This is a genomic window from Cupriavidus ulmosensis (assembly GCF_977008105.1).
In genome coordinates, this window is sequence record NZ_CDRMWP010000001.1 from 1,646,213 (window position 1) to 1,670,053 (window position 23,841).

14 protein-coding genes are annotated in these 23,841 nt (G+C 71.0%); 6 read left to right on the plus strand and 8 right to left on the minus strand.

Annotated elements, in window-relative coordinates:
- The first annotated feature begins 207 nt into the window (after window positions 1-207).
- Together ACWTPI_RS07480 and ACWTPI_RS07485 are read left to right on the plus strand one after the other, a co-directional pair.
- Entirely contained in the window at window positions 208-12,309 is a 12,102-nt protein-coding gene (locus ACWTPI_RS07480) for a filamentous haemagglutinin family protein (RefSeq protein ID WP_454731312.1), read from the plus strand.
- 53 nt (window positions 12,310-12,362) lie between these two features.
- Window positions 12,363-13,817: a Hint domain-containing protein gene (locus ACWTPI_RS07485; protein ID WP_454731313.1), complete on the plus strand. Its 1,455-nt coding sequence runs from the start codon at window positions 12,363-12,365 to the stop codon at window positions 13,815-13,817.
- A gap of 259 nt (window positions 13,818-14,076) precedes the next feature.
- Here ACWTPI_RS07485 and ACWTPI_RS07490 read toward each other — a convergent pair whose 3' ends face one another.
- The gene (locus ACWTPI_RS07490) at window positions 14,077-15,258 is read right to left on the minus strand and encodes a substrate-binding domain-containing protein (protein WP_059413220.1); all 1,182 of its coding nucleotides are present in this window, start codon (window positions 15,256-15,258) and stop codon (window positions 14,077-14,079) included.
- Window positions 15,259-15,799: 541 nt separating this feature from the next.
- Here ACWTPI_RS07490 and ACWTPI_RS07495 point away from each other — a divergent pair.
- The 3 genes from ACWTPI_RS07495 to ACWTPI_RS07505 are packed head-to-tail and all read left to right on the plus strand — an operon-like array spanning window position 15,800 to window position 17,954.
- Entirely contained in the window at window positions 15,800-16,537 is a 738-nt protein-coding gene (locus ACWTPI_RS07495; protein WP_454731314.1) for a hypothetical protein, read from the plus strand.
- Window positions 16,504-17,502 (plus strand): type II secretion system minor pseudopilin GspK, encoded by a 999-nt coding sequence (gene gspK, locus ACWTPI_RS07500; RefSeq protein ID WP_197090396.1) that lies wholly within the window; start codon window positions 16,504-16,506, stop codon window positions 17,500-17,502. Before ACWTPI_RS07495 ends, gspK begins: the two co-directional genes overlap by 34 nt.
- Before the next feature lie 26 nt (window positions 17,503-17,528).
- Window positions 17,529-17,954 carry a lytic transglycosylase domain-containing protein gene (locus ACWTPI_RS07505; protein WP_454731315.1) on the plus strand — a complete coding sequence of 142 codons (426 nt, stop codon included), beginning with the start codon at window positions 17,529-17,531 and terminating at the stop codon, window positions 17,952-17,954.
- Window positions 17,955-18,009: 55 nt separating this feature from the next.
- On the opposite strand, the gene gspM is transcribed toward ACWTPI_RS07505, so the two are convergent.
- The 6 genes from gspM to gspG all read right to left on the minus strand — a co-directional run bounded on the left by gspM (window position 18,010) and on the right by gspG (window position 21,860).
- Window positions 18,010-18,585, minus strand: coding sequence for a type II secretion system protein GspM (gene gspM / locus ACWTPI_RS07510; RefSeq protein ID WP_454731316.1), 576 nt, complete (start codon window positions 18,583-18,585; stop codon window positions 18,010-18,012).
- Window positions 18,582-19,745 carry a type II secretion system protein GspL gene (gene gspL / locus ACWTPI_RS07515; RefSeq protein WP_454731317.1) on the minus strand — a complete coding sequence of 388 codons (1,164 nt, stop codon included), beginning with the start codon at window positions 19,743-19,745 and terminating at the stop codon, window positions 18,582-18,584. Before gspL ends, gspM begins: the two co-directional genes overlap by 4 nt.
- A gap of 137 nt (window positions 19,746-19,882) precedes the next feature.
- Complete coding sequence (locus ACWTPI_RS07520; RefSeq protein WP_454731318.1) at window positions 19,883-20,542, minus strand: PulJ/GspJ family protein; 660 nt, start codon at window positions 20,540-20,542, stop codon at window positions 19,883-19,885.
- A complete protein-coding gene (gene gspI, locus ACWTPI_RS07525) occupies window positions 20,539-20,958 on the minus strand; it encodes a type II secretion system minor pseudopilin GspI (RefSeq protein WP_454731319.1) in 420 nt (139 codons plus the stop codon). The genes ACWTPI_RS07520 and gspI overlap by 4 nt, the downstream gene beginning before the upstream one ends.
- Entirely contained in the window at window positions 20,945-21,445 is a 501-nt protein-coding gene (locus ACWTPI_RS07530) for a GspH/FimT family pseudopilin (RefSeq protein ID WP_082079672.1), read from the minus strand. The genes gspI and ACWTPI_RS07530 overlap by 14 nt, the downstream gene beginning before the upstream one ends.
- Entirely contained in the window at window positions 21,417-21,860 is a 444-nt protein-coding gene (gene gspG / locus ACWTPI_RS07535; protein WP_059413211.1) for a type II secretion system major pseudopilin GspG, read from the minus strand. Before gspG ends, ACWTPI_RS07530 begins: the two co-directional genes overlap by 29 nt.
- 164 nt (window positions 21,861-22,024) lie before the next feature.
- Here gspG and ACWTPI_RS07540 point away from each other — a divergent pair, with 164 nt between their 5' ends.
- Window positions 22,025-22,567 (plus strand): hypothetical protein, encoded by a 543-nt coding sequence (locus ACWTPI_RS07540; RefSeq protein ID WP_454731320.1) that lies wholly within the window; start codon window positions 22,025-22,027, stop codon window positions 22,565-22,567.
- A 50-nt stretch (window positions 22,568-22,617) separates the two neighbouring features.
- On the opposite strand, the gene gspF is transcribed toward ACWTPI_RS07540, so the two are convergent.
- Window positions 22,618-23,829: a type II secretion system inner membrane protein GspF gene (gene gspF / locus ACWTPI_RS07545; protein WP_454731321.1), complete on the minus strand. Its 1,212-nt coding sequence runs from the start codon at window positions 23,827-23,829 to the stop codon at window positions 22,618-22,620.
- Window positions 23,830-23,841 lie beyond the last annotated feature (12 nt).

A 23,841-nucleotide genomic window follows, 5' to 3' on the forward strand; every position in this document is an offset into this window, starting at 1 on the left:
GACCCGGGCGTTGCCCGCCGTGCCGCGCCAGGCAACGGTTTGCGGAAATCTGCGCAGTTCCGGTCACGAACGCGTCACCGCTGGTCTGCAATCTGCTGCGACTTCAGGGCACGCGTCATCCGGAACACGTTGCGCATCCGATGCGCGGCCACGGGCGCTCCCATGACCCATTGCAACGGCACTGGTGATGTGCCGACAGGATCCAGCATGAATCAGGTGCACCCGGGCGCGCTGCCCAAGGCCAACCCGCCGGTCCGGTTTCGCATGCGCGCGGCAACGCGGAAGCTGGCGCCGCATCCGCTTGCCAGCGCGGTGGCCGTGGCGCTGGCCGCATGGTCCGCCGCCGCGAGCGCGGCGGGGCCGGCGACCAACGCCGCCTGGATCGCGCAGCAGGCCGGCAAGCAGGCGACGGCCAACGCCGCGCGCATCGGCGCGATGACGCCCTACGGCGCCACGCTGACCGCGCAGCAGGTGCAGCAGATCAATGAGCAGACCCGCCTGTCCATCGCCAACCTGGGCCAGGCGGCCCAGGCCGCCGCGGCGGCAATGGAAGCCCAGCGCAAGGCGCGCGAGGCCGCGCTGCTCGCCAGCGGCGGCGTGCCGGACGGCCTCGGCACCGGCGGCCTGAGCGTCGACACCAATCCCGCCACGGCCGGCTGGAGCGGCGCGGACAAGCCCACGCAGGCCATCGACCCCGCCACCGGGCGGATCCTGGTCGGCATCCGCCAGACCGCGGACCGCGCCATCCTGAACTGGGAAACCTTCAACATCGGCCGCAACACGTCGCTGCAGTTCGATCAGCAAAGCACCTGGGCCGTGCTCAACCGCGTCAACGATCCGTCCTCGCGCCCGAGCCAGATCCTGGGCCGGATGAGCGGCGCGGGCACGATCATGGTGCTCAACCGCAACGGCGTCCTGTTCTCGGGCTCGAGCCAGGTCGACACCGGCAATCTGGTGGCGGCGGCGGCGCGGATGAGCGATGCGCAGTTCCGCGACAACGGCATCTACAGCGCCGCGGCCGGCGCCGGCGGCTTCACGCCCAGCTTCACGGATGCCGGCGGCAAGCTGATCGTGGAGGGCGGCGCCATCATCAACACGCGCGCGCCGCAGTCCGTGACCGAAGGCGGCGGCTACGCGCTGCTGCTGGGCAGCGAGGTGAGGAACGGCGGCACGATCAACACGCCGCGCGGCCAGGCGGAACTGGCCGCCGGCGACAGCTTCATCCTGCGGCCCGGCTACAGCTCGGACGGCAACCAGGTCTCCACCACGCGCGGCAACGAGGTCGCGGTGCAGCGCGCGGCGGCCAGCGCCGCCGGGCTGGTCTCCAACAGCGGCGTGATCACGGCCGGGCGCGGCGACATCACGCTGGCCGGCCACGACGTGCGCCAGGAGGGCGTGGCGCTGGCCACCACGTCCGTCAGCCAGCGCGGCACCATCCACCTGCTGAACTCGGCAACCGACGCGGACGGCAAGGTCACGCTGGCGGCCGGCAGCGTGACCTCGGTGCTGATCGAGGACAGCACCGAGACCGCGCTGGACAGCCAGCGCGACGCGCTGCTGAAGGATTCCGCGGACCAGGACAAGGCGCGCGCGGACGCCAACGCCATTCCCGCCGCGTTCGACAACCTGTCCCGCCTGCCGGACCGCCGCGACCAGTCGCGCGTGGAGATCACCAGCGGCGGCACCGTCAACTTCGAGAACCAGTCGCTGACGCTGGCCACCGGCGGCCAGATCGCGGTCAGCGCCGCGGGCCGCGCGTTCGTCGCGGACGGCGCGCGCCTTGACGCCGCGGGCGCGCCCGCGGTCAAGGTGGCGATGGAGAGCAACAGCCTCAAGATCAGCGTGCAGGGCAACGAGCAGCGCGACGCGCCGGGCAGCCGCGACCGCGGCAGCCTCAACAGCAACGACGTCTGGGTGGACGTGCGCGACCTGGTGCTGATGCCGGCCGGCACCGGCGGCTACGCCACGGACCGCTACTACACGCCCGGCGGCCTGCTGGAAGTCTCCGGCTACCTGGGCACCACGGGACACACCATCGGCGAATGGGCCGCCGTGGGCGGCTCGGTGCGGCTGGCCGGCAAGGAGGTGGTCACGCAGAAGGGATCGAGCATCAACCTGGCCGGCGGCTCGATCGTGACCGCCGACGGCTTTGTGCGCACGAGCTGGCTGCGCGGCAGCGACGGGCTGCTCTACACCGCCGGCAATGCGCCGGGGGACCAGCTGTACGACGGCGTGTACAACGGCTACGAGAACGACTACGCGCGCTGGGGCGTGACCGACCGCTTCTACAACGTCGCGCTGGCGCCGGTCTACCGCTGGCAGAAGGGTTTCGTGACCGGCCGCGACGGCGGCGCGCTGATCGTGGACGCGCCCACCGCGATCCTGGAAGGCGACGTCAACGCCGGCGTGCTGCAGGGCGAGCGCCAGGGGCGGCAGCGCGACCCCGCGGCCACGGATGGCTACAAGGCCACGCAGAACACCGTGGCGCGCGCCGCGCAGTTCGCCTTCGGCCACTACCAGAACGATGCCGCGCTGCCGACGCAGCCGCAGGTGGACGTGCGCTTCGGCAACGGCCAGCCGTCCGTGACCGGCGGCATGATGGCCGACGGCGCGCTGCCGGACGCGCGCGCGGGCACCGCGTGGTTCGACGCCGCGAAGTTCTCGGGCTTCGGGTTCGGCGGCATCGAGGTGTATTCCGGTTCGTCGATCCTGGTCGACGGCGCCCTGACGCTGGCCGATGGCGGCCATCTGCGCTTCGTGGCGCCCGATATCACTGTCAACGCGAACCTCACGGCACGCGCCGGAGGCATCCGCCTTGGCAACACGATCGCCGCCAGCGGCACCTTCAACGATACCGTGCTGGGCATCGACGGCAAGGCCCGCATCGACATCGGCGCGGGCGCCGTGTTCGATGTGCGCGGCAAATGGGTCAATGCCCTCCTGGACGGCAGCGAAGCGGGGGCGCTGGCCTATGTCGACGGCGGCTCGGTGGACATCGAGTCCACGCATGACGTGACGATCGCCGCGGGTTCGCGCATCGACGCCTCGTCGGGCGGCGCCGTGTTGACCGACCGCTCGCTGCGCGGTGGCCGTGGCGGCGCGATTTCGCTGACCGCCAACGGCCCCGGCGCCAACGCGCCGGGCATGGTGGCCGATCCCGCCGCCACGTTGCGTCTCTATGGCGAGGTGCGTGCCTATGGGGCCGGACAGGGCGGCACGCTGTCCATCTCCGCCGGCACGGTGCGCATCGGTGGCGGGCAGGCCGGCGCGGGCGAACTGGTGCTGCCGGAATCGCTGTTCGCGAGCGGCTTCTCGAACTACGACATCAACGGCTTGCGCTCGATGACCGTAGCCGACGGCACGCATATCGACGTGGTGCCGGTGGTTTATCGGTTGGACGGCAATGCTCGCTACGTGCCTACCGGCACCGACCCGGCTGTCGCCATGCCGGCCTGGCTGCCGCCGCTCTACCAGGAAAACCCCGTCACGGCCGTGCTGGGCCAACGCGAGGGCGCCAGCCTGACGCTGCGCTCCGCCGCGATCTACGACAGCAACGGCGCGTATCTCGGCGGCGGCAACGTGACTGTCGGGAGCGGCAGTTCGATCACGGTCGACCCGGGCCAGACGATCCGGGTGGATGGCAAAGAACAGGTGGTGGTGGACGGCACGCTGACCGCGCCGGGCGGCAGGATCATCGTCGTCAATTCGCGCGCGCCAGGCGGGGGCAAGGCGGATGCCACGCCGGGCGACCTGGCCGTGCTGATCGGCGGCAACGCGCGGCTGGACGCCGCGGCGCGCGCGGTGACTGCGCTGGACCAGTACGGCCGCGCCTATGGGGTCGTGCCCGATGGCGGCAGCATCGTGCTGGGCAGCGAGGGAGGGACCACGTCCGACGATACGCACTCACCGATTTCCACCGACGCGTTTGTCATCGTCCGTCCCGGCGCAGTGCTGGATGTGTCGGGTGCCTCGGCGGCGCTGTCGACCGGCGCGGCGGTCAGCCCGCTCGACCCGCTGTTCCGTGCCACCTATGACGCGGCCAGCGCCGGCGGCTCCATCGCGGTGCGCTCGTACAGCGGTTTCACGCTGGAAGGCGAGATGCGCGCGGCGGGCGGCGGTCCCGGCGCGCGTGGCGGCCTGCTGGCGCTGGAGCTGCAGGCGCCGCTCTATCCGCAGGCCGGCAGGCCGTTCACTGTGCCCGATGCCATCCGCATCCCGCGCGAACTCTGGGTCAGCCAGCATGACCTGGACATCGTCCCTTACACGTTCGGGACGGGTGCGGTCAGTGTGGACCGTATCCGGGCCGGCGGGTTTGACGACCTGTCGCTGGTGTCTGTCGGTGCGGTCGGGTTCCGTGGGGACGTGGACCTGTCCACAGGGCAAAGCCTGCGCATCAATGCGGGCTGGCTTGACGCGGCCAATCTGGCCGGGGGCGGTGACGGCGTGCCGTCCAGCCACGTCCGCCTTGCCGCGCCGTACGTGTCGCTCGGCGCGGCGCCCCTCGCCACTGTCACCAGCGCGTTCCAGACCTATCCTGTCGTGCGGCCCCAGACCGCGGTCCAGCCGCCGCAGGCCAGCGACGCCGGCCTGCGCATCGAGGCGGACCTGATCGATGTCGGCACGCTCGACCTCACCGGCGCCGCGGGCATCATCGACTTCAACGGCGGCGGCACGCACACCGTTGCCCACGCGGGTTTTGGCACCGCCGACCTGGAGAGCCGCGGCGACATCCGCCTGCAGGGCGCGCTGCGCGGCCACCGTGAACTGACCCTGGGCGCAGCCCAGATCTACCCGGTCACGCTGGCCGTGGCATCGCTGTTCGCCAGCGAGCGCATCGCGCTGCACCGTACCACGGCCGACATGCCGGGGCAGCCGAAATCGGTGTTTGGCAGTCTGTCCATCGCCGCGCCCGAGATCGAGCAAGGCGCCGTGCTGCGCGCGCCGCTGGGCAAGCTGTCGATCGGCGTGGGCGACGATGCGCCGACCACGCCGACTTCCTTCGTCACGGATACCGTGGCGTTCCTGCCGGGCAGCCTGACGTCGGTCAGCGCGGACGGGCTGAGCGTGCCGTTCGGCGGCACGGCGGACGGCATCACCTACGGCTACAACGGCGTTGACGTATCCGGGACCGACGCCAATGGCCTCGCGCAGCGCCTGGCCGCCAGCGGCGTGACCGTCAACGGCCGCCACAGCGCCGTGCAGGCCGGCGCCACGCTGGACCTGTCCGGTGGCGGCGAACTGCTGGGCGCGGCATTCGTCAGCGGCCGGGGCGGTTCGGTCGACGTCCTGCAGACGGCGCTGGCCAACGCCAGCCCGGCCAATACGTTCAGCAGTGCCGGCAACGCGGTCTATGCAATCGTGCCTGGCATCCAGCCGGCCTACGCGCCGGTGGACGCGGGCGCCGGCACGGCGCCCGGCATGGGCCGCCAGATCACCATTCCCGCGGGCGTTCCAGGGCTGCCCGCCGGCACCTACACGCTGATGCCGGCCCGTTATGCGCTGATGCCGGGTGCGTTCCGGGTCGAGCTGGGCGGCATGGCAGACCTGCGGCAGCAGGGCGTGGTGGCGATGAAGAACGGCTCCTTCGCCGTGGCCGCGGCGCAGGGCGTGGCCAACACCGGCGCGCGCGATGCGCAGGCGACTCGCGCAATCCTGACGTCGGGCGACGTCGTGCGCCGCTACGCGCAATATGGCGAGACCAGCTACGCCGACTTCGCACGCCAGAATGCCGCGACGTTCGGCAACCCGGCCCCGCCGTTGCCCGAGGACGGCAAGACGCTGACCCTGCGGCTGTCCAGGCCGGACGGCGCGGGCCTGGCGTTCGGATTCGCCGGCAACGCGCGATTTGGCGCGGCCGAGGGCGGCAATCCTGGCAGCGTGTCGATCGATGGGGCCACGCAGACGGGCATCCCGATCGAGATTCTGGCCGCGGGCGCCGCACCGTCGGCCGGGTACGCGTCGTTCCGCGACGGCGACCTGAACGCGCTGGACGCGCCGCGGCTGTCCATCGGCGGCACCATGGTGCGCCAGGCCGGCGGGCTCTTCGTCATCAATTCGAACACCTCGGCCGCGGTGCTCCGCGGCGGGGCGGTGCTGCAGGCGCCGGAAGTATTCCTTGCCGCCGGGCCAGGCGGCATCACGCTGGAATCGGGCTCGCGCCTGGATACCGTCGGGCAAGGCAGCGCCACACCGTATCGCTCGGCGGACGGCTACCTCTACAGCCTCGGCAACTACGGCGGTTCGCAGGGCATGAGCCTGCTGGCGGTGTCCAACAACTGGCTGGATGTCACCGTGCCGAACAGCGGCAGCCTGACGAACGGCGGCATCCACCTTGGCGACGCGCGGCTCTACACGGAAGGCTCGCTGGTGCTCGCGCTCAAGGGCGCCGGTGCCCTGACGATGGACGATGGCATGCGCTTCGGCGCGCGCGAACTGAGCCTGGCGGTATCGAGCATCAATATCGGCGGCGGCGCGGCGCTGGCCGCCGCGGCGCGCGACCGCGTATTGCCGGACGGCCTGCAGTTCGACCAGGCGCTGATGAACCGGCTGCTGACAGGCAACGACGAGCCCGGCGTGCCGGCTCTCGAGTCCTTGCGTCTCGGCGCCAGCGATTCCATCAACTTCTTCGGCACGGTCGACCTCAGCACGCTGGACCCGGCCACGGGCAAGTCCCGCCTGCGGGAACTGGTGCTCAGCACGCCCGCGATCTACGGGCTTGGCGGCGCCGATGACAAAGCCACGTTGACGGCTGGCCGGCTGGTATGGACCGGACTTAGCGACGGCGTGGCCTACACCATCAGCTCGCAAGCATCGAGTGCCTTGCCGGGCGTGGTCCTGCCGGGCGGGGCGGGAACCGGCCGTGGCACGCTGAGCCTCGTCGCGGACGACATCGTTCTCGGCTATGCCAGCAACGCCGCGCCCGATACGCGCCTGGTGCTGGATCGGCTTGCGCTGGGGTTCTCCACGGTCAACCTGACCGCGGCGGGCAGTATCGCGGGCAATTATCACGGCACGCTGTCCGCTTACCAGTCCCAGGGCGCCTACGTCGCCGGTCAGGGCTACACGTACGGCGGCGGCGACCTGAACCTCAATACGCCGCTGCTGACTGGCGGGGCCGGTTCCGTGGCGAAGTTCGTCGCGGGCGGCGCGATAGTTGCCGCGCCATTGCCCGGGCAGGCGGCGCCAGCGGAGGGCAGCGGCGCGCTGGGCGCGGAGATCGACCTCAAGGGCGACAGTGTGGTGCTGGCCACGCGCGTCGCGCTGCCCAGCGGCAGGCTGGTGGTCAATGCGCAGCGCGACATCACGCTCACGGATGCGGCCCAACTCGACCTGGCCGGTCGCGGCAAGGCGTTCTTCGAACAGACGCGCAGCACCCCCGGCGGCGATGTCGTGCTGGAAAGCACCACGGGCAATATCACGCAGGCGGCCGGCTCGCGCATCGACGTCTCGGCGCCGCACGCGGCCGGCGGCACCGTCCAGGCCACCGCCACCGGCGATGCCGGCGGGCGCGTGGCCCTGGCGGGCCGCATCGACGGCGGCGGCGCGGATGATCCGGCGCAGGCCGGCGGCATCGACATCCGCGCGCGGGTGCTGGATGACTTCACAGGGCTCAACCAGCGGCTCAATGAGGGCGGCGTGGTCGGGTCGCGCAGTTTCGTGCTCAAGCAGGGCGACATGGTGGTGGGCGACGAGGTACGCGCGCACGCGGTGACGATCTCGGTGGACGGCGGCAGCCTCACCGTGACCGGCAAGGTGGACGCCAGCGGGCTGGCGCCGGGCAGCATTCGCCTGGCCGCGCGCGACAACCTGACACTCGCCGGCGCGGCGCTGCTGGACGCGCACAGCACGCGGCTGGCGGTGGACAGCTACGGCCAGCCGATCGACGCGGCCAACCGGGCCACGGTGGAGCTGTCAGCCGCCAATGGCATGCTGACGCTGGCGCCGGGGGCCGCCGTCGACATGCGTTCCGCCGACGCGGTGGCGCGCGGGCGGCTGGTCCTCGACGCGGGCCGAGCCGGCTCGGCCACGGCCAACGACGTCCGCGTCGACGTCTCGGGTCCCGTCCGGATCGACGGTGCCGCCAGCATCGCGGTGCAGGGCTTCTGGCGTTACGACAACGCGCCGGCGGATCCCGAGCCGACCCTGGACGGCAGGACCAACCAGATCATTACCCAGGCCTGGCTCGACACGCTGAACCAGGACAGCCAGGCCTTCATGCAGGGCGCGGCGGGCAATGCCAGCCTGCAGGGCAGGCTGGCGGGCCTGCGCGCCTACGGCGATGCCTATCACCTGCGGCCGGGCGTGGAGATCGTCAGCAGCACGGCCAACGGCAACCTGACCGTGCAGGGAGACATCGACCTGTCCGGCTATCGCTACGGACCCAATGCCACGGCGGTGCGCGGCAGCGGTGAGCCCGGCGCGCTGGTCATCCGCGCCGGCGGCGACCTCGACATCTTCGGCAGCATCTCGGACGGCTTTGCGCCGCCGCCGGCCACGCCGGACGACGCCAACTGGAAACTGGCCTCGGGCATCGATCCCATGCGCGGGGAACTGGTGTTGCCCGTCGCCATCACGCTCAAGGGCGGGGCCACGGGTACCGCGACGTCCTTCAGCGGCATCGCGTCCGCGCTGGACTTTCCGATTTCGGTCCGGGCCACGTCGCTGAAGGCCAATGTCACGATCCCCACGCGGATCACGTTGAACGCCGCCGCCACGCTGCCGGCCGGCACGGTGCTGCGCGCCGCCGTGCGCGACGCCACGGGCAACGTCCTGTATCCGGCGGGCACGGTCCTGACGCAAGCCGCCAGCATTCCGCGCAATGCGCAATTCGACGCCGGCTCCATCGTGCCGGTGACGCTCCAGGTGGCGGCATTCACGGTACCGGCTGGCGTGTCCCTGTCGATCTTCTCGGGCGTGGCAACGCTGGCCGCCAATGTGCGGGTGCCCTCGGGCACCCGCTTGCCGCCCGGCGTCAATCTGCAGTTTGCCGACGCCGCGGGCACCGGCACGGTAGCCGGCATCGACCTGCGCCCCGTTGCCGGCGGCAGGCAGGGTAGTCTCTGGGCCATTGCGCCCATGCTGGCGGCCGGCTCGGACTCGTGGTCCATGCGGCTGGCGGGCGGCGCCGACACGCAGTCGGCCGATACCCGCACGCTGCAGGCCGCCGGCGTGCTTGGCGGCGCCGGCGATATCCGCCTGTCGGACCCGCATTTCACGCTGGTCAAGGCCGCGACCAGGCAACCTGTTTTCAGCGTGATCCGGACTGGCACCGGCGATCTGGACATGCTCGCGGGTGGGGACTTCTCGCAGGCCACGCCATTCGGCATCTATACGGCCGGCACGCAGGCCGCGGGCATCGGCCCGAATGGCGCCGACCCGTACAACCTGCGGCGTGGCATCAACGACGGCAGCGGCATGGTGCTGGGCAGCGGTGCCGGCGCGGCCTACGAGGCGTTGACAGGGAACGGCAACTACCAGGCGTGGTATCCGGAACGGGGCGGAGACGTGGTCATCGCCGCGCAGGGAAACCTCAGCGGCGACATCTTTGGCAGCCAGTCGCCCGCCAGTCCGCTGGCGGGCCTGGCGGGCAGCAACCTGATCGGCAACTGGCTGTGGCGCCAGGGCGGCGACGGCATTGGCCAGCCGGCCGCGTGGTGGATCAACTTCGGCACCTACGCGGTGCCCTACCGCGATGTGCTGGCGGGCGCGAGCGCACAGGTCATCGGCTTCACCGGCATCGGCGCGCTCGGGGGCGGCAATGTTGCCGTGGACGTGGGCGGCAACGCGGGCGTGATCTCGGACCGCGGCAACAGCGCGCTGCCGCGCAGCAGCGGGCTGAACATCGCGATCGGCGGCAGCGGGCGGGTATCGTCCGACGGCACCATCGCGCAGACCGGCGGCGGCAATCTCGACATCCGCGTGGGCGGCGCGTTCAATCCCGCGGGTGTCCTCAGTCCGGGAGCCTCCACGCCGGACATGTTCGGATCCCTGGTCAACCTGCGCGGCGACACGGCGTTGACCGCGGGCGCCATCGGCTACCTCGCGGGCGCGCCCTCGCTGAGCCAGCCGGCCGACCCGAATGACCCGCGCTGGCAAGGTGCCGCCGACAACAGCCTGCGCAGGCCGCAGATCGGGGGTGGCCTGCTGGTCGCGCCCGGCGATGGCGGCGTAAGCCTGTCGACGCGCGGGGACCTCGTGCTCGACGCGGCGGCGGATCCGGGGCGCTCCTACCTGGCAAGCCCCATGCCGTTCCGCTACCAGGGCCTGGACTATGCCGGCAACGCGTATAGCTGGTTCACGTTGTGGACGGACCGCAGCGCGATCGCGCTGTTCTCCAGTGGCGGCAACGTGACGCCGTCGCAGCAGAGCAGCCATCCTGCTACCGGCCTGTTGACAAACAGCCTGTCGACCGACGGCAGCTATGTCTATCCGCCGGGTCTCTCCGTCACGGCGGCAAGCGGCAGCATCTTCTACGGCGGCGGCGGCACCGCCAGCAGGTCCCTGGTGCTGGCGCCATCGCCGCTGGGCAAGCTCGAGTTCCTGGCCGCCGACAGCATCCGCGGCCAGGGCTATCCCGTCGACATCTCCGGCGCGGATCCCGCCGCGCTGCCAACGCCGCGCCATCCCGCCTACGAGGCCGCGGCCGGCGACACATCGCTGAGCAATGTCACGGGCGAAGGCGGCGCGACCCAAGGGGGGGAGCGACGCAACTGGCTCTTTACCTATCAGGCGGATACCGCGGCCGGCGGCTTGTTCGACGGCCCCACGCCGCCCGCGCGCTTCTATGCCGTGGAGGGCGACATTGTCGGACTGCGCACCGGAGAAATCCTGAACTTCAACGCAGTGACCGCGCCCCCCGCGTTGAGGGGCCAGACATGGTATGTCGGCTCCCGTCCCGTGTGGATCCAGGCCGGGCGGGACATCGTCGGCGCGGGTACGGCACCGGGTGTCGCCACGGCATCGGCGCGAGGCGGCGCCCAGGGGCAGTCCAGCGGCAACCTCTTCGTCCACAACGACCCGCGCGACATCTCCGTGGTCGCCGCCGGCCGGGACATCCTGCAGTCCAGCTTCGATGTGGCGGGCCCGGGCCTGCTCGAGGTCAGCGCCGGACGCAATCTTTACCAGGGTGACAAGGGATCGCTGGAGAGCCTGGGCGCCATTGTCAATGTGGACCCGGGTAATCGGTCCGGCGGCGCATCGATCGTGGCCCTGGCCGGCGTCGGCGCCAGCGGTCCGGATTACGCCGCGTTCGCCAGGCGCTATTTCTCGGCGGGCAACGCCGCCAATCCCGCGGCGGGCCTTGACGACGCGGCCAACGCGGGGAAGGTCGCCAGGACCTATGAGAACGAGCTGGCCGCATGGCTTGCCGCGCGCTACGGTTATGCCGGCGGGCCGGCCGATGCGCTGGCGGCGTTCCTGGCGCTCAGCGCCGCCGAGCAGGGCATCTTCGCGCGCGAGGTCTATTTTGCGGAACTGCGCACGAGCGGGCGGGAGTTCAACGACCCCGGCAGCCGTCGCGCCGGAAGCTATGCGCGCGGACGCGCGGCCATCGCCACGCTGTTTCCGGACCACGACGCGCAGGACAACGCCATTGCCTACGGCGGCGACATCACGCTGTTCGGGCCATCCGGCATCAGGACGGATTTCGGCGGCAGCATCGAGACGCTGACGCCGGGCGGGCGCACGCTGATCGGCGTGGAAGGGAAGGTGCCGCCGCCGTCGTCGGGGCTGCTCACGCAGGGCTCGGGCGACATCAACATGTACGCGCGTGACAGCATCCTGCTGGGGCTGTCGCGGATCTTCACCACGTTTGGCGGCGGCATCACCGCGTGGTCGGCCACCGGCGATATCAACGCGGGCCGCGGCGCCAAGACCACCGTGCTGTTCTCGCCGCCGCGCCGGCTCTATGACGACGTGGGCAATGTCACGCTTTCCCCCACCGTACCCAGCACCGGCGCGGGCATTGCAACGCTCAACCCGATTCCGGAGATTCCGCCCGGCGACATCGACCTGATCGCGCCGCTCGGGACCATCGACGCGGGCGAGGCGGGCATTCGCGTTTCCGGCAACGTCAACCTTGCCGCGCTGCAGGTGGTCAACGCCGCCAATGTCCAGGTACAGGGCAAGGCGACCGGGCTGCCCGCGCTGGCAAGCGTCAATGTGGGGGCGTTGACCTCGGCCAGCGCCGCGGCCAGCGCGGTCACCCAGGCGGCGGAGGACCTGGCGCGCCAGCAGGCGACCAACGCCCGGGACCGCATGCCGTCGGTGGTATCGGTGCAGGTACTCGGCTTTGGCGACGCCGGGCAGTAATGGTTCGCTGGCAGGGCGCTCCCTGTCTTACATACCCAATCGAGGAGTAGGTGGTGGCTATTGATCTGAATGATTACAACGGTATCGCCCTGGGGGCCGGCAATGTTGGCTGGGTTTTCGGGTCGGTGACCGATAACGGGGATGGCACGGTGTCGCTTCCCGGCGACTACAGCGGCTATCAGTCGCTGATTCCCTCCGCGCGGGCAGACAGCGAGCCGTTCCAGTTGTTCGTGACGGACAACGGCAACGGTACCTATACCGTCGGGGTCGGCAGCAACTATTACCTGGGCGAGCCTCGCCCCACCACCAACTGGACACTGGAGCCGGACGCCGCGACGCCCTGGACCGTGGTGGGAACCAATAGCGACACGATCGTGCTGAAAGACCCCTGGGGCGACTACCTCGTGATCACGAAGGAGGACATGTACGCCAACTATCGCGATGCCACTGGGGCCACCGACGACGGCATACAGCTCAACAACCCGCTGCTAGACAACGCGGCGGCACCGACCTTCCCGCAGGCGCCCTGTTTTGCCGCCGGCACCAGGATCGCCACGTCTTCGGGCTACGTCGCCGTGGAAGCCCTGCGCGAAGGCGATCTCGTCGTCACGGCGTCCGGCGCGCAGCGCGCCGTTCGCTGGATCGGCCATAGCCGCGTGCATGGCGCGAGCCATCCCCGCCCGTGGGAAGTCATGCCCGTTCGCATCCGGGCGGATGCGTTCGGCCGCGGGCTGCCGCTGCGCGACCTGCTGGTTTCCCCCGGGCATGCGGTCTTTGTCGCCGGCGTGCTGATTCCCGCTGGCTGCCTGCTCAACGGCGCGACGATCGTGCAGGAACCGGTGATCGCGGTGCAGTACTTCCACATCGAACTCGACAGCCATGACGTGCTGCTGGCCGAGGGGCTGCCGTGCGAGAGCTATCTGGACGATGGCAATCGCCAGGGTTTTTCCAATGCCGGCGAGCATGTGGCGCTGCATGGCCGCCTGGACCCGCAGAGCTGGGAAAACGCCTGCGCGCCGTGCGTGATGGCGGGCCCGCAGTTGCTGGAGGTTCGTCAGCAACTGCTCGACCGCGCGCTGGCGCTCGGGTATCGGCGCGTGGAAGACGCGGACGCGCACCTGGTCGTGAACGGCAAGCGTATCGACGCGGTGCACGCGCAAGGCCAGCGCCGCTGGTTCATGGTGCCGGCCGGCGCGGCCGAGATCGGCCTGGTCTCGCGTAGCGGCGTGCTGGCGCACCTGTACGCGGACCAGCAGGACGGCCGGCTGCTGGGCGTCTGTGTCAGCGACATCCGGGTGGACGGCCAGCCGCTCGCGCTCGACGGCGATGCGCTGGCGGCTGGTTTCCATCCGCTGGAGACGCAGGGTGCGACGCCGTGGCGCTGGACCGACGGGCAGGCAATGCTGCGCATCGAGACCGGCGCCGCGCCGGTGATGGTGGAGGTAACCACGGTGATGCAGATGGTGTCGTGGCAGGCGCCGGCGCTGCCGATGGAACTGGCCGCCTGAAACTGGCCGCCGGAGTATCGGCGTCTGATTCGATGCTGCAAGACCGGGGGCCCCGTGCGGGGCCCCCGGTTCTTTCGGGCGAGTCGGCCGCGAGCGCCGTCTTGCCAGGGGCGCAGCCGCTCTCCCCGTGCATATGGCCCCGCGCAAAAGCGCCGATCTCCAGCGGACCGGCCGGGGAAAAAAGAAGGCCCACGCAAAGTGGGCCTTCCCGCCGGCCAGGATGGTTGCCCTCCCTGGCCGCTACCGCCTTGCCGTCGAATTAACGGCCGGCCTTGCCGCTGCAGGCGACGGCGTTGCCGATGTTCAGGTTGTTTGCCGTGCCGGTCAGGAATTCGTCCTTGATCTTCGTGACGATCGCGCTCGGCAGCAGGGCAAAGCCATTACCCTGGATGCGGTTCACTTGAGCGGTATCCGCGTAGTCGTAGTGCTTGTTCAGGAATGCCAGCACGTCGGTCTTGACGGTGGCGTTGCTGTAGCACTGGACATGGTCGAGATACGTGAAGCCGGAGATGGGATAGCCGGCAGCCGGGTCAGCCGCCAGCGGCGCCCAGCTGTTCTGGTCGGACAGCGTGCCGCTGATGGTGAGGTTGGCAAGCGCGGTAGTCGTCGCGGCCGCGGTCGGCTGGAAGGTGGCCGTCCCGGTCGTGATGTTCTTGTTGCGCAGGAACGCGGCCTTCAGGCTCTTGGTGGCTGCCGTCGAAGCGGGAGCCAGGGTCGTGTTGATGTAGTCCGGGCTCAGGTAGCCGATGGAATTGCCCACGTCGATGCTGTCGCGAACGCCGGCGCTCAGTGCCGCGCCCACGAAGTTCGACGGCACGCCGCTCGGGAAGTTGTTGGCGAACGTGGTCGTGGTGGTGAAGTTCACGTTCGAGTTGCCGCTGGCGACCGAGCAGACCGCGCTCAGGTGACGGGTGAAGATTTCCGTCGTGCCGCTGCTGTCGCTGCGATAGACCACGCGGATCGGGCCCGAGATGCCGGAGATGGCGCTCCAGTCGGTGATCTTGCCCGAGAACACGCCGCAGAGCTGGTCGGTGGTCAGCGTGATGTTCGCCGGGGCGGCCTTGAACGCGATACCGACGGCAGTGGCGACCGACGGCATCTGGATCGCGGCGCCTTCCGTGGCGGCACGGTTGGCGTTGTACGTCGAGATTTCCGACGGCGACAGGATCGAGTCGCTGCCGGCGTAGTGCACCACGGTGTCGGTGCGGCCGGTCACCGCGTTGAAGGCGGCGGGGGCGTTGGTGAGCAGGGCCGTCTTGCCGGCGCCGCTGCCCGTGGAGGCATAGGGGGCGTAGTTCGGTGCGAAGGCGGTGATTTCGGCCTTGTACAGGAACTCGGGCAGCGAGGCGCCGCCGCCAACGACGTTCTGGGCCATGGCCGCGGTGGCCGAGAAGGCGACGGCCGCGCAGGCCGCCTGGATCAGTGCGTGCTTCAGTTTCACAGTGCAACTCCCGTTGATTGGGTGGAAAGCATTGATGTGGTTTGATGCATGACTTCACTTCCTGCGGGCACCGTGTGGAAAGCGTGTGTGCTGTCGTTGCCCGCAGAAAGGATTCTTGGCGGGGCGCGTGAAAACGAGCGGATGGAATCGTGAAGAGATGGCGAATCTGGCTCATGCTCTTTTGTTATGACGTGCCGCGGCAAGACGCGGCGTTGAGCATGTGGCAGAGAGGAAGACCGCGGGGTGGCTTGCAGCGCGAGAAGCGTCGCGCGATATGACCAAGCCGGGTCTGTCTGATTGCACGATATTCGCAGATTTGGTCACTGCCGTGCAAATGCCGCTTTGTAACTTGAGGGACGTCGCGAGCAATTTGTCGCGAACGCAACGATCGACGACATAGACGCGGGTGATGGCGCGAAAGTTCACGCCGTGTGGTTCACCCATCGCGGGCATCCGCGCGGAGCGTCGACGCAGAGAAAGGCTTGTTGGGGAGCGGCTGTGGGCATTCAACATTCAACCTGTCCACGCCATGAGACTTGCATTGCATCCGGTCGACGCTCGTCTGATCACGGTCCAGGCTTACCTGGCCGAGTTTGGCGCGGCGGCGTTGCACGGCGGCGCGCCGCCACCGCGCTGTCCGTTGTGCCATCGCGCGTTGTTGCTGATCGGCGCGCGCAGCACGCAGATACGGCCTCGCTTCAGCCACGGCTCGCGCGCCCGCGCGCGCTGTCCGTTGATGCGCCACGGGGACCTGCCCGAGGAGCTTGTCATGGGCGAAATGACGGATGTCCGCCTGGCGCTCGCGCAGCGCGACGCCTACCTGGCCCGCTGGCAATGGCACCTGACCTTGATGCGCCGGCCAGAGCTGGTGCCGTCGATGACCATAGGCCGCTTCCTGGGCCTGGCGGAGCTCGCGGCGCGGCGCGGCCTGTGGGGCTATGCCGGCCTGAACCCGGCCCTGGTGCCGTATATCCAGCTGGCGCTGGCCGGCTTCCTGCCGGGGGAGCGCGGATATCGCAGCGGCGGGAGCTGGATCCGCTTCTGGTTCGATGCGCCGGTGCGCGGCGTCGCGGACCTGCACGCGGCGCGCGACCCGGCGCCGCGCCTCTACAAGGCGCACTACGTGCGGCCGCGCGACGCGCGCGCACCGCAGCAGCAGCACCTGTATCACCTGGACGAGGTGAAGCTGGACGCGGCGTTCCTGTCCGGCCCGCCGCCCCGGGTGGACGCGGCCGAGGTGCAGGCGTGCTGGGCGTGGCTGCCGGTGCAGCGATCATGAGGCGCCGGCAGCGGGGCGCGGCCGTGGTGACGGCGCTGTTGGTGGTGGCGCTGTGCGTGACGCTGGTGACGACGATGTTCGTCCAGCAGCAGGCGTCCACGCGCGCGGTGGAGTCACGGCGCCTGCGCGCGCAGGGTGAATCCCTGCAGGGGGTGATCACCGCGTGGGCCGTCGTCATGCTCCAGGACAACGGCGCGCGGTCGTCGATCGATCATCTGCGCCAGCCCTGGGCGCAGCCGCGCCAGCTGGCGCCGCTGTCGGCCTGGATCGGTGCGGACGCGGCGTCTGGCGCGACATTCGCGCAGGGCGGCGATGTGGTGACGCTCGGCGGCGCCATCGAAGATGCGCAGGCGCGCCTGAACCTGATGACCCTCGTCAGCACTGGCGACCGTACCCAGCCGCCCGGTGTCAGCGATGTCGGCGTGTCCGCCTACAGAAGGTTGTTGTCCACGCTGTCGCTGGACAGCGCGCTGGCGGCGCCTACCGCCGCCTATGTCCTGCGCAGCTTGCGGCCGAACGGCCCGCTGCCGCTCACGCGCGTGCTCGACCTGCTGGCCGTTCCCGGCTATACGCGCGAAGCGGTGGAAAAACTGGCGCCATTCGTGGTGGTGCTGCCGATGCCGACCACGGTCAACATGAACACAGTGGGGCCCGAGGTCCTGGCGGCATTCATTCCGGGCGTTACCGTGTCGCAGGCCAGGACCATGATCGCCGACCGCGACCGGGCGTACTGGCGGGACCTCGGGGACCTGTCCCTGCGGCTCAAGGCACTGGCCCCGGCGGCCCCGGAGCCGCAGGGACTGATGATCGATGCGCGCAGCCGGTACTTCATCGTGCACGGTGAGGTGCGCGGTGGCCGTTCGCTGCGCCGGACCAGCGCGCTGATCTACCGCGAGGGCATCGGCGCAAGCCTGCGCACGCGCGTGGTCTGGGTGCGGGAGCAGGACCCGGAGGACCTGCCATGACACGCAGGCGGGAGAGGCGGCGCGTGATGGCCGGGCTCGCCGCAGTGGCGGTCGCCGCGCAGGCGCATGCCGACTGTTTCGACGATGCCGGCCGCTACCACGCCGTGCATCCGATGATCCTGCGCGCCATCGCGTGGCAGGAGTCGCGCTTCCGGGTCGATGCGCTGCACCGGAACGACAATCGCACGGTCGACATGGGCCTCATGCAGATCAACTCGATTCACCTGGCGGAGCTGAAGCGCTATGGCGTCGACGGCAAGGCGCTGCAGTCGGGCTGCGTCAGCGTCTACGTCGGCGCCTGGCATCTTCGGCGCAAGATGAACAAGTACGGCAATACCTGGGAAGCGGTCGGCGCGTATCACTCGGAGACACCCGTGCTGCGGGACCGCTATGCGAAGGACATCGCGGCAATCCTGCGCGACTGGCAACGGCCCCGCGGCGGCACGGACTGATGCGCCGGGACGTCGTCGCCGTCCCGGCGATCGGGCTCCCGCCTCGACGCTGGCGCTACGGCACCGGCAACCCCAGCGCCGCGCCGACCGTCACCGTGCCGCGCTCGCCGCCCTCGGCCTTCTTCGCCTCCATGTCCAGCACGCCCAGCCCGAACGCCTGCCGCGCGCCGGCCAGCCACTGCATCCACGTGTAGAACGACACCTTGTCGATCCGCACGCGCACGCCGTTGTCCGTGGCTTCGACCACCGTGCCGGTGATGCCGGCCGCGTCCAGAGACCTGGCCACTTCGTCGCGCAGCGCGGCGCCGGTGCGCCGGGGGATGTCGGGCAGCGCCCGCAGTGTCTGCGCCTGTTTCGCCAGCGACTGCAATTGCAGCCACTGCGCGCGGTCGCGCGGAATTTCGCGTTGCAGGCGCGGTATCGCGCCGGCGGCGGGTTCCCAGCCAACCAGCCAGCCGCCGACGACGGCAATCGCCGCGACGCAGGCGCTCACCGCGCGGCGGTCGCGCGGCGGCATGGCCCGCCAGGCATGCAGGCCGCGCGTGACGGCGGGTGGCAGCGGCCATCTGCGGCGCGGCGCGGCGGCTGGTGCCGCGGGCACCAGCAAGGCTTCGTCGAGCGGCGCGTTCATGAGCGGATCCTGATCAGCCACCGGCCATCCTCGATCCGCGCGGAGAGGCCGGCGGCCTCCAGCCGCTGGCGAAAGGCGTCGGCGTCCACTTTGGCCGAATCCGCCAGGCGGGCGCGCAGCGTCTGGTCGCGGTAAGAGAGCTCGGTCAGCGCATCCGGCGCCACGGGCCCGAGCGCCTGGGCCAGGCGCTCGGACAGGTCGGCGATGTCTCCGGTGGCCGGCTGCCCCTTGGCGCGCGCCAGCGCGTCCAGTTGCTGGCGCATCTGCACCGGCGCATCGACGATCGGGCCGACGCGCGGAAAGTGCCGGCGCACCAGGGCTTCCGAGCCGGCCCGCACCTCGGCCTGCTGGCGTGCCAGCCACCACCATTGCGCGTTGATGCCGGCCATGCCGAGCAGCGCCGCGGCGACGCCGAGCAGGGCGGGCCAGCGCCAGCGCGCCGCGCCGTCCTGGCGGGCGGCGCGGCGGCGCGCGTGCGCCAGTTCGAATTGACACAGGTCCATGCCGCCAAGCGCGCGGGCGCCGCGGATCCACAGTGGCCAGCCCGCCGGCGCCGCGGCGTCGCCCAGCAGCGGCCGCGCGGCGTCGTCCGCGTAGCAGGCGGCCACGGGCAGGCGCGTGGCGAGCCAGCCCGGTGCCAGCGCGGCGTTGATGGCGATGCCATAGCCCACGTCGACCGAGGTGCGCACGGTCAGGCGCCAGCAGCCGGCGTCCGCGCCGTCGGACAGGACGTCCACCACCACGGTCGCGCGGTCCTTGGTCAGGGGCACGCACAGTGCCGCGGGCAGCAGCCGCGCGCGCCGGCGGCCGAAGGCGTCGAGCACGAAGCGCAGCCATTCGCGGTCCACGGCGGCGAGCGTGGCGTCGCCGCCGTCGTGGCGGGCCAGCACGGCGATATGGCTGTGTTCGGGGTCCCCCAGCAGGCGCTCTTCCAGCAGGCCCGGCAGCGCCTCGCGCAGGCGCGCGCCGTTGACGGCCGGCAGTGGCACGCGCAGCAGCAGCACGTCGCGGGCATCCACGATCAGCACCGTGTCGCGCGCGGCCGGCAGCGCGCCGGCATCGGCATGGCCGCTGCGCAGGATGCCGCCCTCGCCGTCGGTCAGCGCAAACGGCAATGCCTGGAGCAGCGCGGCGTCCCAGCGGTCCCTGGGCAGCCGCACGGGACGCGCCGGCAGGCGGACGAAACAGCTGGCAAAGAGTTCTGGCGTGGGCATGGGAGCAAGTGGGCAAGAGTGCAAGAGTGCGTTGCTGGAGGTGGGGCGCGATCGCCGCGCAGTCGCCGCGCAGTCGCCGCGTGCTACGGGCCGCTGGTCAGCACGCGCCGGTAGGCGGAAGGCGGCGAGCCGGCCAGGACGACGACCTCGATGCCGCCGACCGCGTGCTGCGGCAGCGGCGGGGGCGTGCCGGGCGGCAGCGGCGGCGGTTTTCGGCCGCCATCGGTCTGGGCCCAGCCTTCCGCGGTGCCGCCGGGCATGGTGCCCGCTCCGGTGGCGTTGAGCCAGCCGCGCAGCCGGATCGCGCCGGCGCGCCCGATCAATGCCTGGCGCTGCGCCGGCGGGGCGGTCTGCGCCGCCAGCGCGGCCGCGCGCGTGGCCAGGGGGGCCGACAGCTCGCGCCACAGCACGCCGTCGGCGCTGCGATAGCGCACCACCTGCCAGCGCGTCGGCTGGCCCGGCGCCAGCACGGTGCGCACGATGCGCAGCCGGCTGCCATCGAACGCGATGGCGCCGTCGCCAAGGTCGTTGTCGGGCACCGCGTCGGCCAGGTCGATCGACATCTGGTCGAACATCCGGTCCACCTCGCGCAGGTCCGTCATGGTCTCGATGACGCCCTGCTGGCCGCGGATGATGCCGGTCAGGGACCGCCACGACATCAGCGCGACGATGGCCAGCAGCGCGATGGCGATCACCATCTCGATCAGCGTGAAGCCGCCGCGGCGGCGCTGCGCGCGGGTCATTGCGCCATCACCTGCGCCAGTTGCGCCAGGCGCGCGCCGGGGTCCGTGGGGCGATAGACCGATACCGTGACCAGCCGCAGGCGCGCGTCGCCGGTCTGCGACACCACTTCCTCGCACAGCAGCGCCACCGGTCCCTGGTCACAGCCAAAGCGGCGCGTGCCGGGCTCGGGCCAGCGCCCGGCCAGCCGCAGCTCGGCCAGCCGGTTGGCGGCGCTCCAGCCGGCCACCGTGCGCGCGCGCAGGCTGTCGCTGCTGTCGGCCATCATGCCGGCCGCGCGCAGGCAGGCGCCCAGCGCGACGGCCACGATGACCAGCGCCACCAGCACCTCGATCATGGTGAAGCCGTGCTTGCGGCCGTGCTTGCGGTCGTGCGTGAAGCCGGCCGCGCGGCGGCGCGTGGCGCTATTGCACGACATAGCGGCCGGGTGCCAGCGTGACGATGCGCACGGCGGCGCCGTCTCGCTGCAGCACGATTTCCAGCGTGGGCTCCACCGCCTCGCGCCCGAACAGCACGCGCGCATTGCCGGCCTGCGCGGGCTGGTCCGGCTGCGCCACGCTCAGCGCGGCCAGCGGGCCGCCCCAGTTGCCCGGGCGCAGCACGTCGTCGCGCAGCGGCAGCCAGCGGCCGCCCTCGCGGATCACGAAGCGGAACGCCTGCGGCGTGGCCTCCCACGCAATCAGCTCGCCGCGCAGCCGGGCCTCGTCGTGCGCGCCCTGCAGCAGCCACACCAGCCGCTGCGCCTGCTGCGCCAGCAACTGGCGCGGGCTGGGCTGGGCGTTGACCGCGACCAGGCCGCTGACGATGCCGATGATCACGATGACCACCAGCATCTCCAGCAGCGTGAAGCCGGCGCCGGCCGCGGCGCGCGGGCCGCTATTCCCAGGAACCGATGTCGGCATCATTGCCGCTCCCGCCGGCCTGCCCGTCCACGCCCAGGCTGAAGATGTCGATCTCGCCGTGCACGCCCGGGTTCAGGTACTGGTACGGGTGGCCCCAGGGATCCTTGGGGAGTTTTTCCAGGTAGCCGCCGCCTTTCCAGTTGTTGGGCACCGGCTCGGTGGTCGGCCTGGACACCAGCGCGACGAGCCCCTGGTCGGTCGACGGATAGCGGCTGTTGTCCAGGCGGTAGAGCTTGAGCGCCTGCATGATCGAGGCGATGTCCTGGCGCGCGGCCACGATGCGGGCCTCGTCGGGGCGGCTCATGATCTTGGGCACCACCAGCGCGGCCAGCACCCCGAGGATCACGATGACCACCATGATCTCGATCAGGGTGAAGCCGCTGGCCGGCCGTTTGCGTCGGTGTCGTGTCGGGGTCATCGCAGGTTCCGCAAGAGGGTTGTCATGATCGCGCGGTACAACACAGTCGCCGGGGTCGCGCTACCAGGGCGGGCCAAATGATTCTGGCCAGCGCGAGGGGCAAAGTGGTGACACTTTCTGCGCGGTTTCCGACACCGAAAGTTCATGCCAGGAGGGCCGTTGCGATGACGAGGCTGCTGACGTTGCAGAGGTTGGCGCGATGCGGCGAGTGGTGCCGGCGTTCGCCGGGGGAACTGGCCGTGCCCGCGGCCACGGTGGCCGGCGGCGTGGCTTGTGTGGCGGTCGTGGTCTATTGGGGACTGCAGATCGCTGCGACGCCGGAGATGACGCCGGGGGCGGAAAAGGTCGCCGCGGCCCCGGCGCGCGCCGGCGCGGGCGGCGAGCTGTTCGGCGCCGGACCGGCGCAGGCGCAGGGGCTGAAGGTGACGGTCGGTGGCGTGATCCGGCCGCTCGGGCGGGACGACGGGGCGGCGGTGCTCTCCATCGCCGGCGCCGCGCCACGGCTCGTGCACGCGGGCCGGGAAGCGGCGCCCGGGCTGGTGCTGTCCGAGGTGCGCGCGCGCTCGGTGGTGCTGAAGCGGGGCGGTGTCGCGCAGGAGGTGGCGATGGCGCCGCGGCGCGTGCTGCCGGTGCTGGCGGCGGCGACGAGCGGCGACGTCCCGCCCGGCCCGGCATTGGTGAGCAACATCCCCCGCGCCGGCCGATGACCTGCCGGCGGCGCGTGCAGGGCCGTGTCCCGCCGCGTCGCCAGCGGCAGCTACCGCACCATCTGGTTGATCTCCAGGATCGGCATCAGCACCGCCAGCACGATCATCAGCACCATCAGCCCCATGCCCAGGATCAGCGCCGGTTCCAGCAGGCCGGTGATGAACATGGTCCGGCGTTCCAGCTGGCTGGCCTCTCCCTGCGCCGCGCGCTCGAGCATCTCGGGCAGGTTGCCGGTGGCCTCGCCCGAGCGGATCAAATGGATCAGCACCGGCGGGAACTGGTTGGCCGAGGCCAGCGAGCGCGCCAGCGACGTGCCCTCGCGCACGCGCGAAATGGCGTCTTCCACGGTGGCGCGCAGCGCGACGTTGTTGAGCGTCTCGCCGGCGGCCTGCAGCGCGCGCAGGATGGGCACCCCGGCGCTGGTCAGGATGGCCAGCGTGCTGGCGAAGCGCGCGGTGTTGTAGCCGCTGACCAGCTTGCCCAGCAGCGGCGCGGTCAGCAGCCAGCTGTGCCAGTGATGGCGCGGACCGGGCTGCGCCAGGATGCGCCGTATCAGCCAGCCCAGCAGCACCAGGCCGATGGCGGCCAGCCATCCCCACGCGCGCGCGAAGTTGCTGCACGCGAGCATGACCTCGGTGATCATCGGCAGCTTCTGTTTGGTGGTGGTGAACACGCCCACCACCTGCGGCACCACGTAGGTCAGCAGGAACACCACGATGCCGAAGGCCACCACGGTGACGACGGCGGGGTAGGTGAATGCCAGCTTGATCTTCTGCGTGAGCGCGTTGCGGCTCTCGACGTAGTCCGCCAGCCGCGTCAGCACCAGGTGCAGCTTGCCGCTGTGCTCGCCGGCGGACACCAGCGCGCGGTAGATGTCGGGGAAATCGCGCGGATGCTGCGAGAGCGCGCCGGAGAGCGACTGGCCGGACACCACGTCGGCGCGGATGGCGCTGACCAGGTGGCGCACGTAGGCGCGCTCGGCCTGGTCCGCGAGCGCGGACAGCGCTTCGTTCAGCGGCAGGCCGGCGCTCAGCAGGCTGGACAGCTGGCGCGTGAACAGGGCCTGTTCCTGCGCGCCCAGCCTGCCGCCGAACAGCGTGACGCCGCCCCCGTTGGCCGCGGCCGTCACCGGCAGCACTTTCAGCGGCGTCAGGCCGCGCGTGCGCAGCTGGCCGCGCGCGGCCTTGGATCCCTCGGCCTCCAGCACGCCGCGATGGAGCTTGCCGCCAAAGTCCACGGCTTCGTAACGAAAAGCGGGCATGGCGCCCTCCTT

Bases quoted from the DNA above. Each gene is read 5' to 3' on its own strand.
- ACWTPI_RS07480 (WP_454731312.1), top strand. From the start codon at position 208: ATGAATCAGGTGCACCCGGGCGCGCTGCCCAAGGCCAACCCGCCGGTC.
- ACWTPI_RS07505 (WP_454731315.1), top strand. From the start codon at position 17,529: ATGGCCGGGCTCGCCGCAGTGGCGGTCGCCGCGCAGGCGCATGCCGAC.
- gspM (WP_454731316.1), bottom strand. From the start codon at position 18,585: ATGAACGCGCCGCTCGACGAAGCCTTGCTGGTGCCCGCGGCACCAGCC.
- ACWTPI_RS07520 (WP_454731318.1), bottom strand. From the start codon at position 20,542: ATGACCCGCGCGCAGCGCCGCCGCGGCGGCTTCACGCTGATCGAGATG.
- gspI (WP_454731319.1), bottom strand. From the start codon at position 20,958: ATGTCGTGCAATAGCGCCACGCGCCGCCGCGCGGCCGGCTTCACGCAC.
- ACWTPI_RS07530 (WP_082079672.1), bottom strand. From the start codon at position 21,445: ATGATGCCGACATCGGTTCCTGGGAATAGCGGCCCGCGCGCCGCGGCC.
- gspG (WP_059413211.1), bottom strand. From the start codon at position 21,860: ATGACCCCGACACGACACCGACGCAAACGGCCGGCCAGCGGCTTCACC.
- ACWTPI_RS07540 (WP_454731320.1), top strand. From the start codon at position 22,025: ATGACGAGGCTGCTGACGTTGCAGAGGTTGGCGCGATGCGGCGAGTGG.
- gspF (WP_454731321.1), bottom strand. From the start codon at position 23,829: ATGCCCGCTTTTCGTTACGAAGCCGTGGACTTTGGCGGCAAGCTCCAT.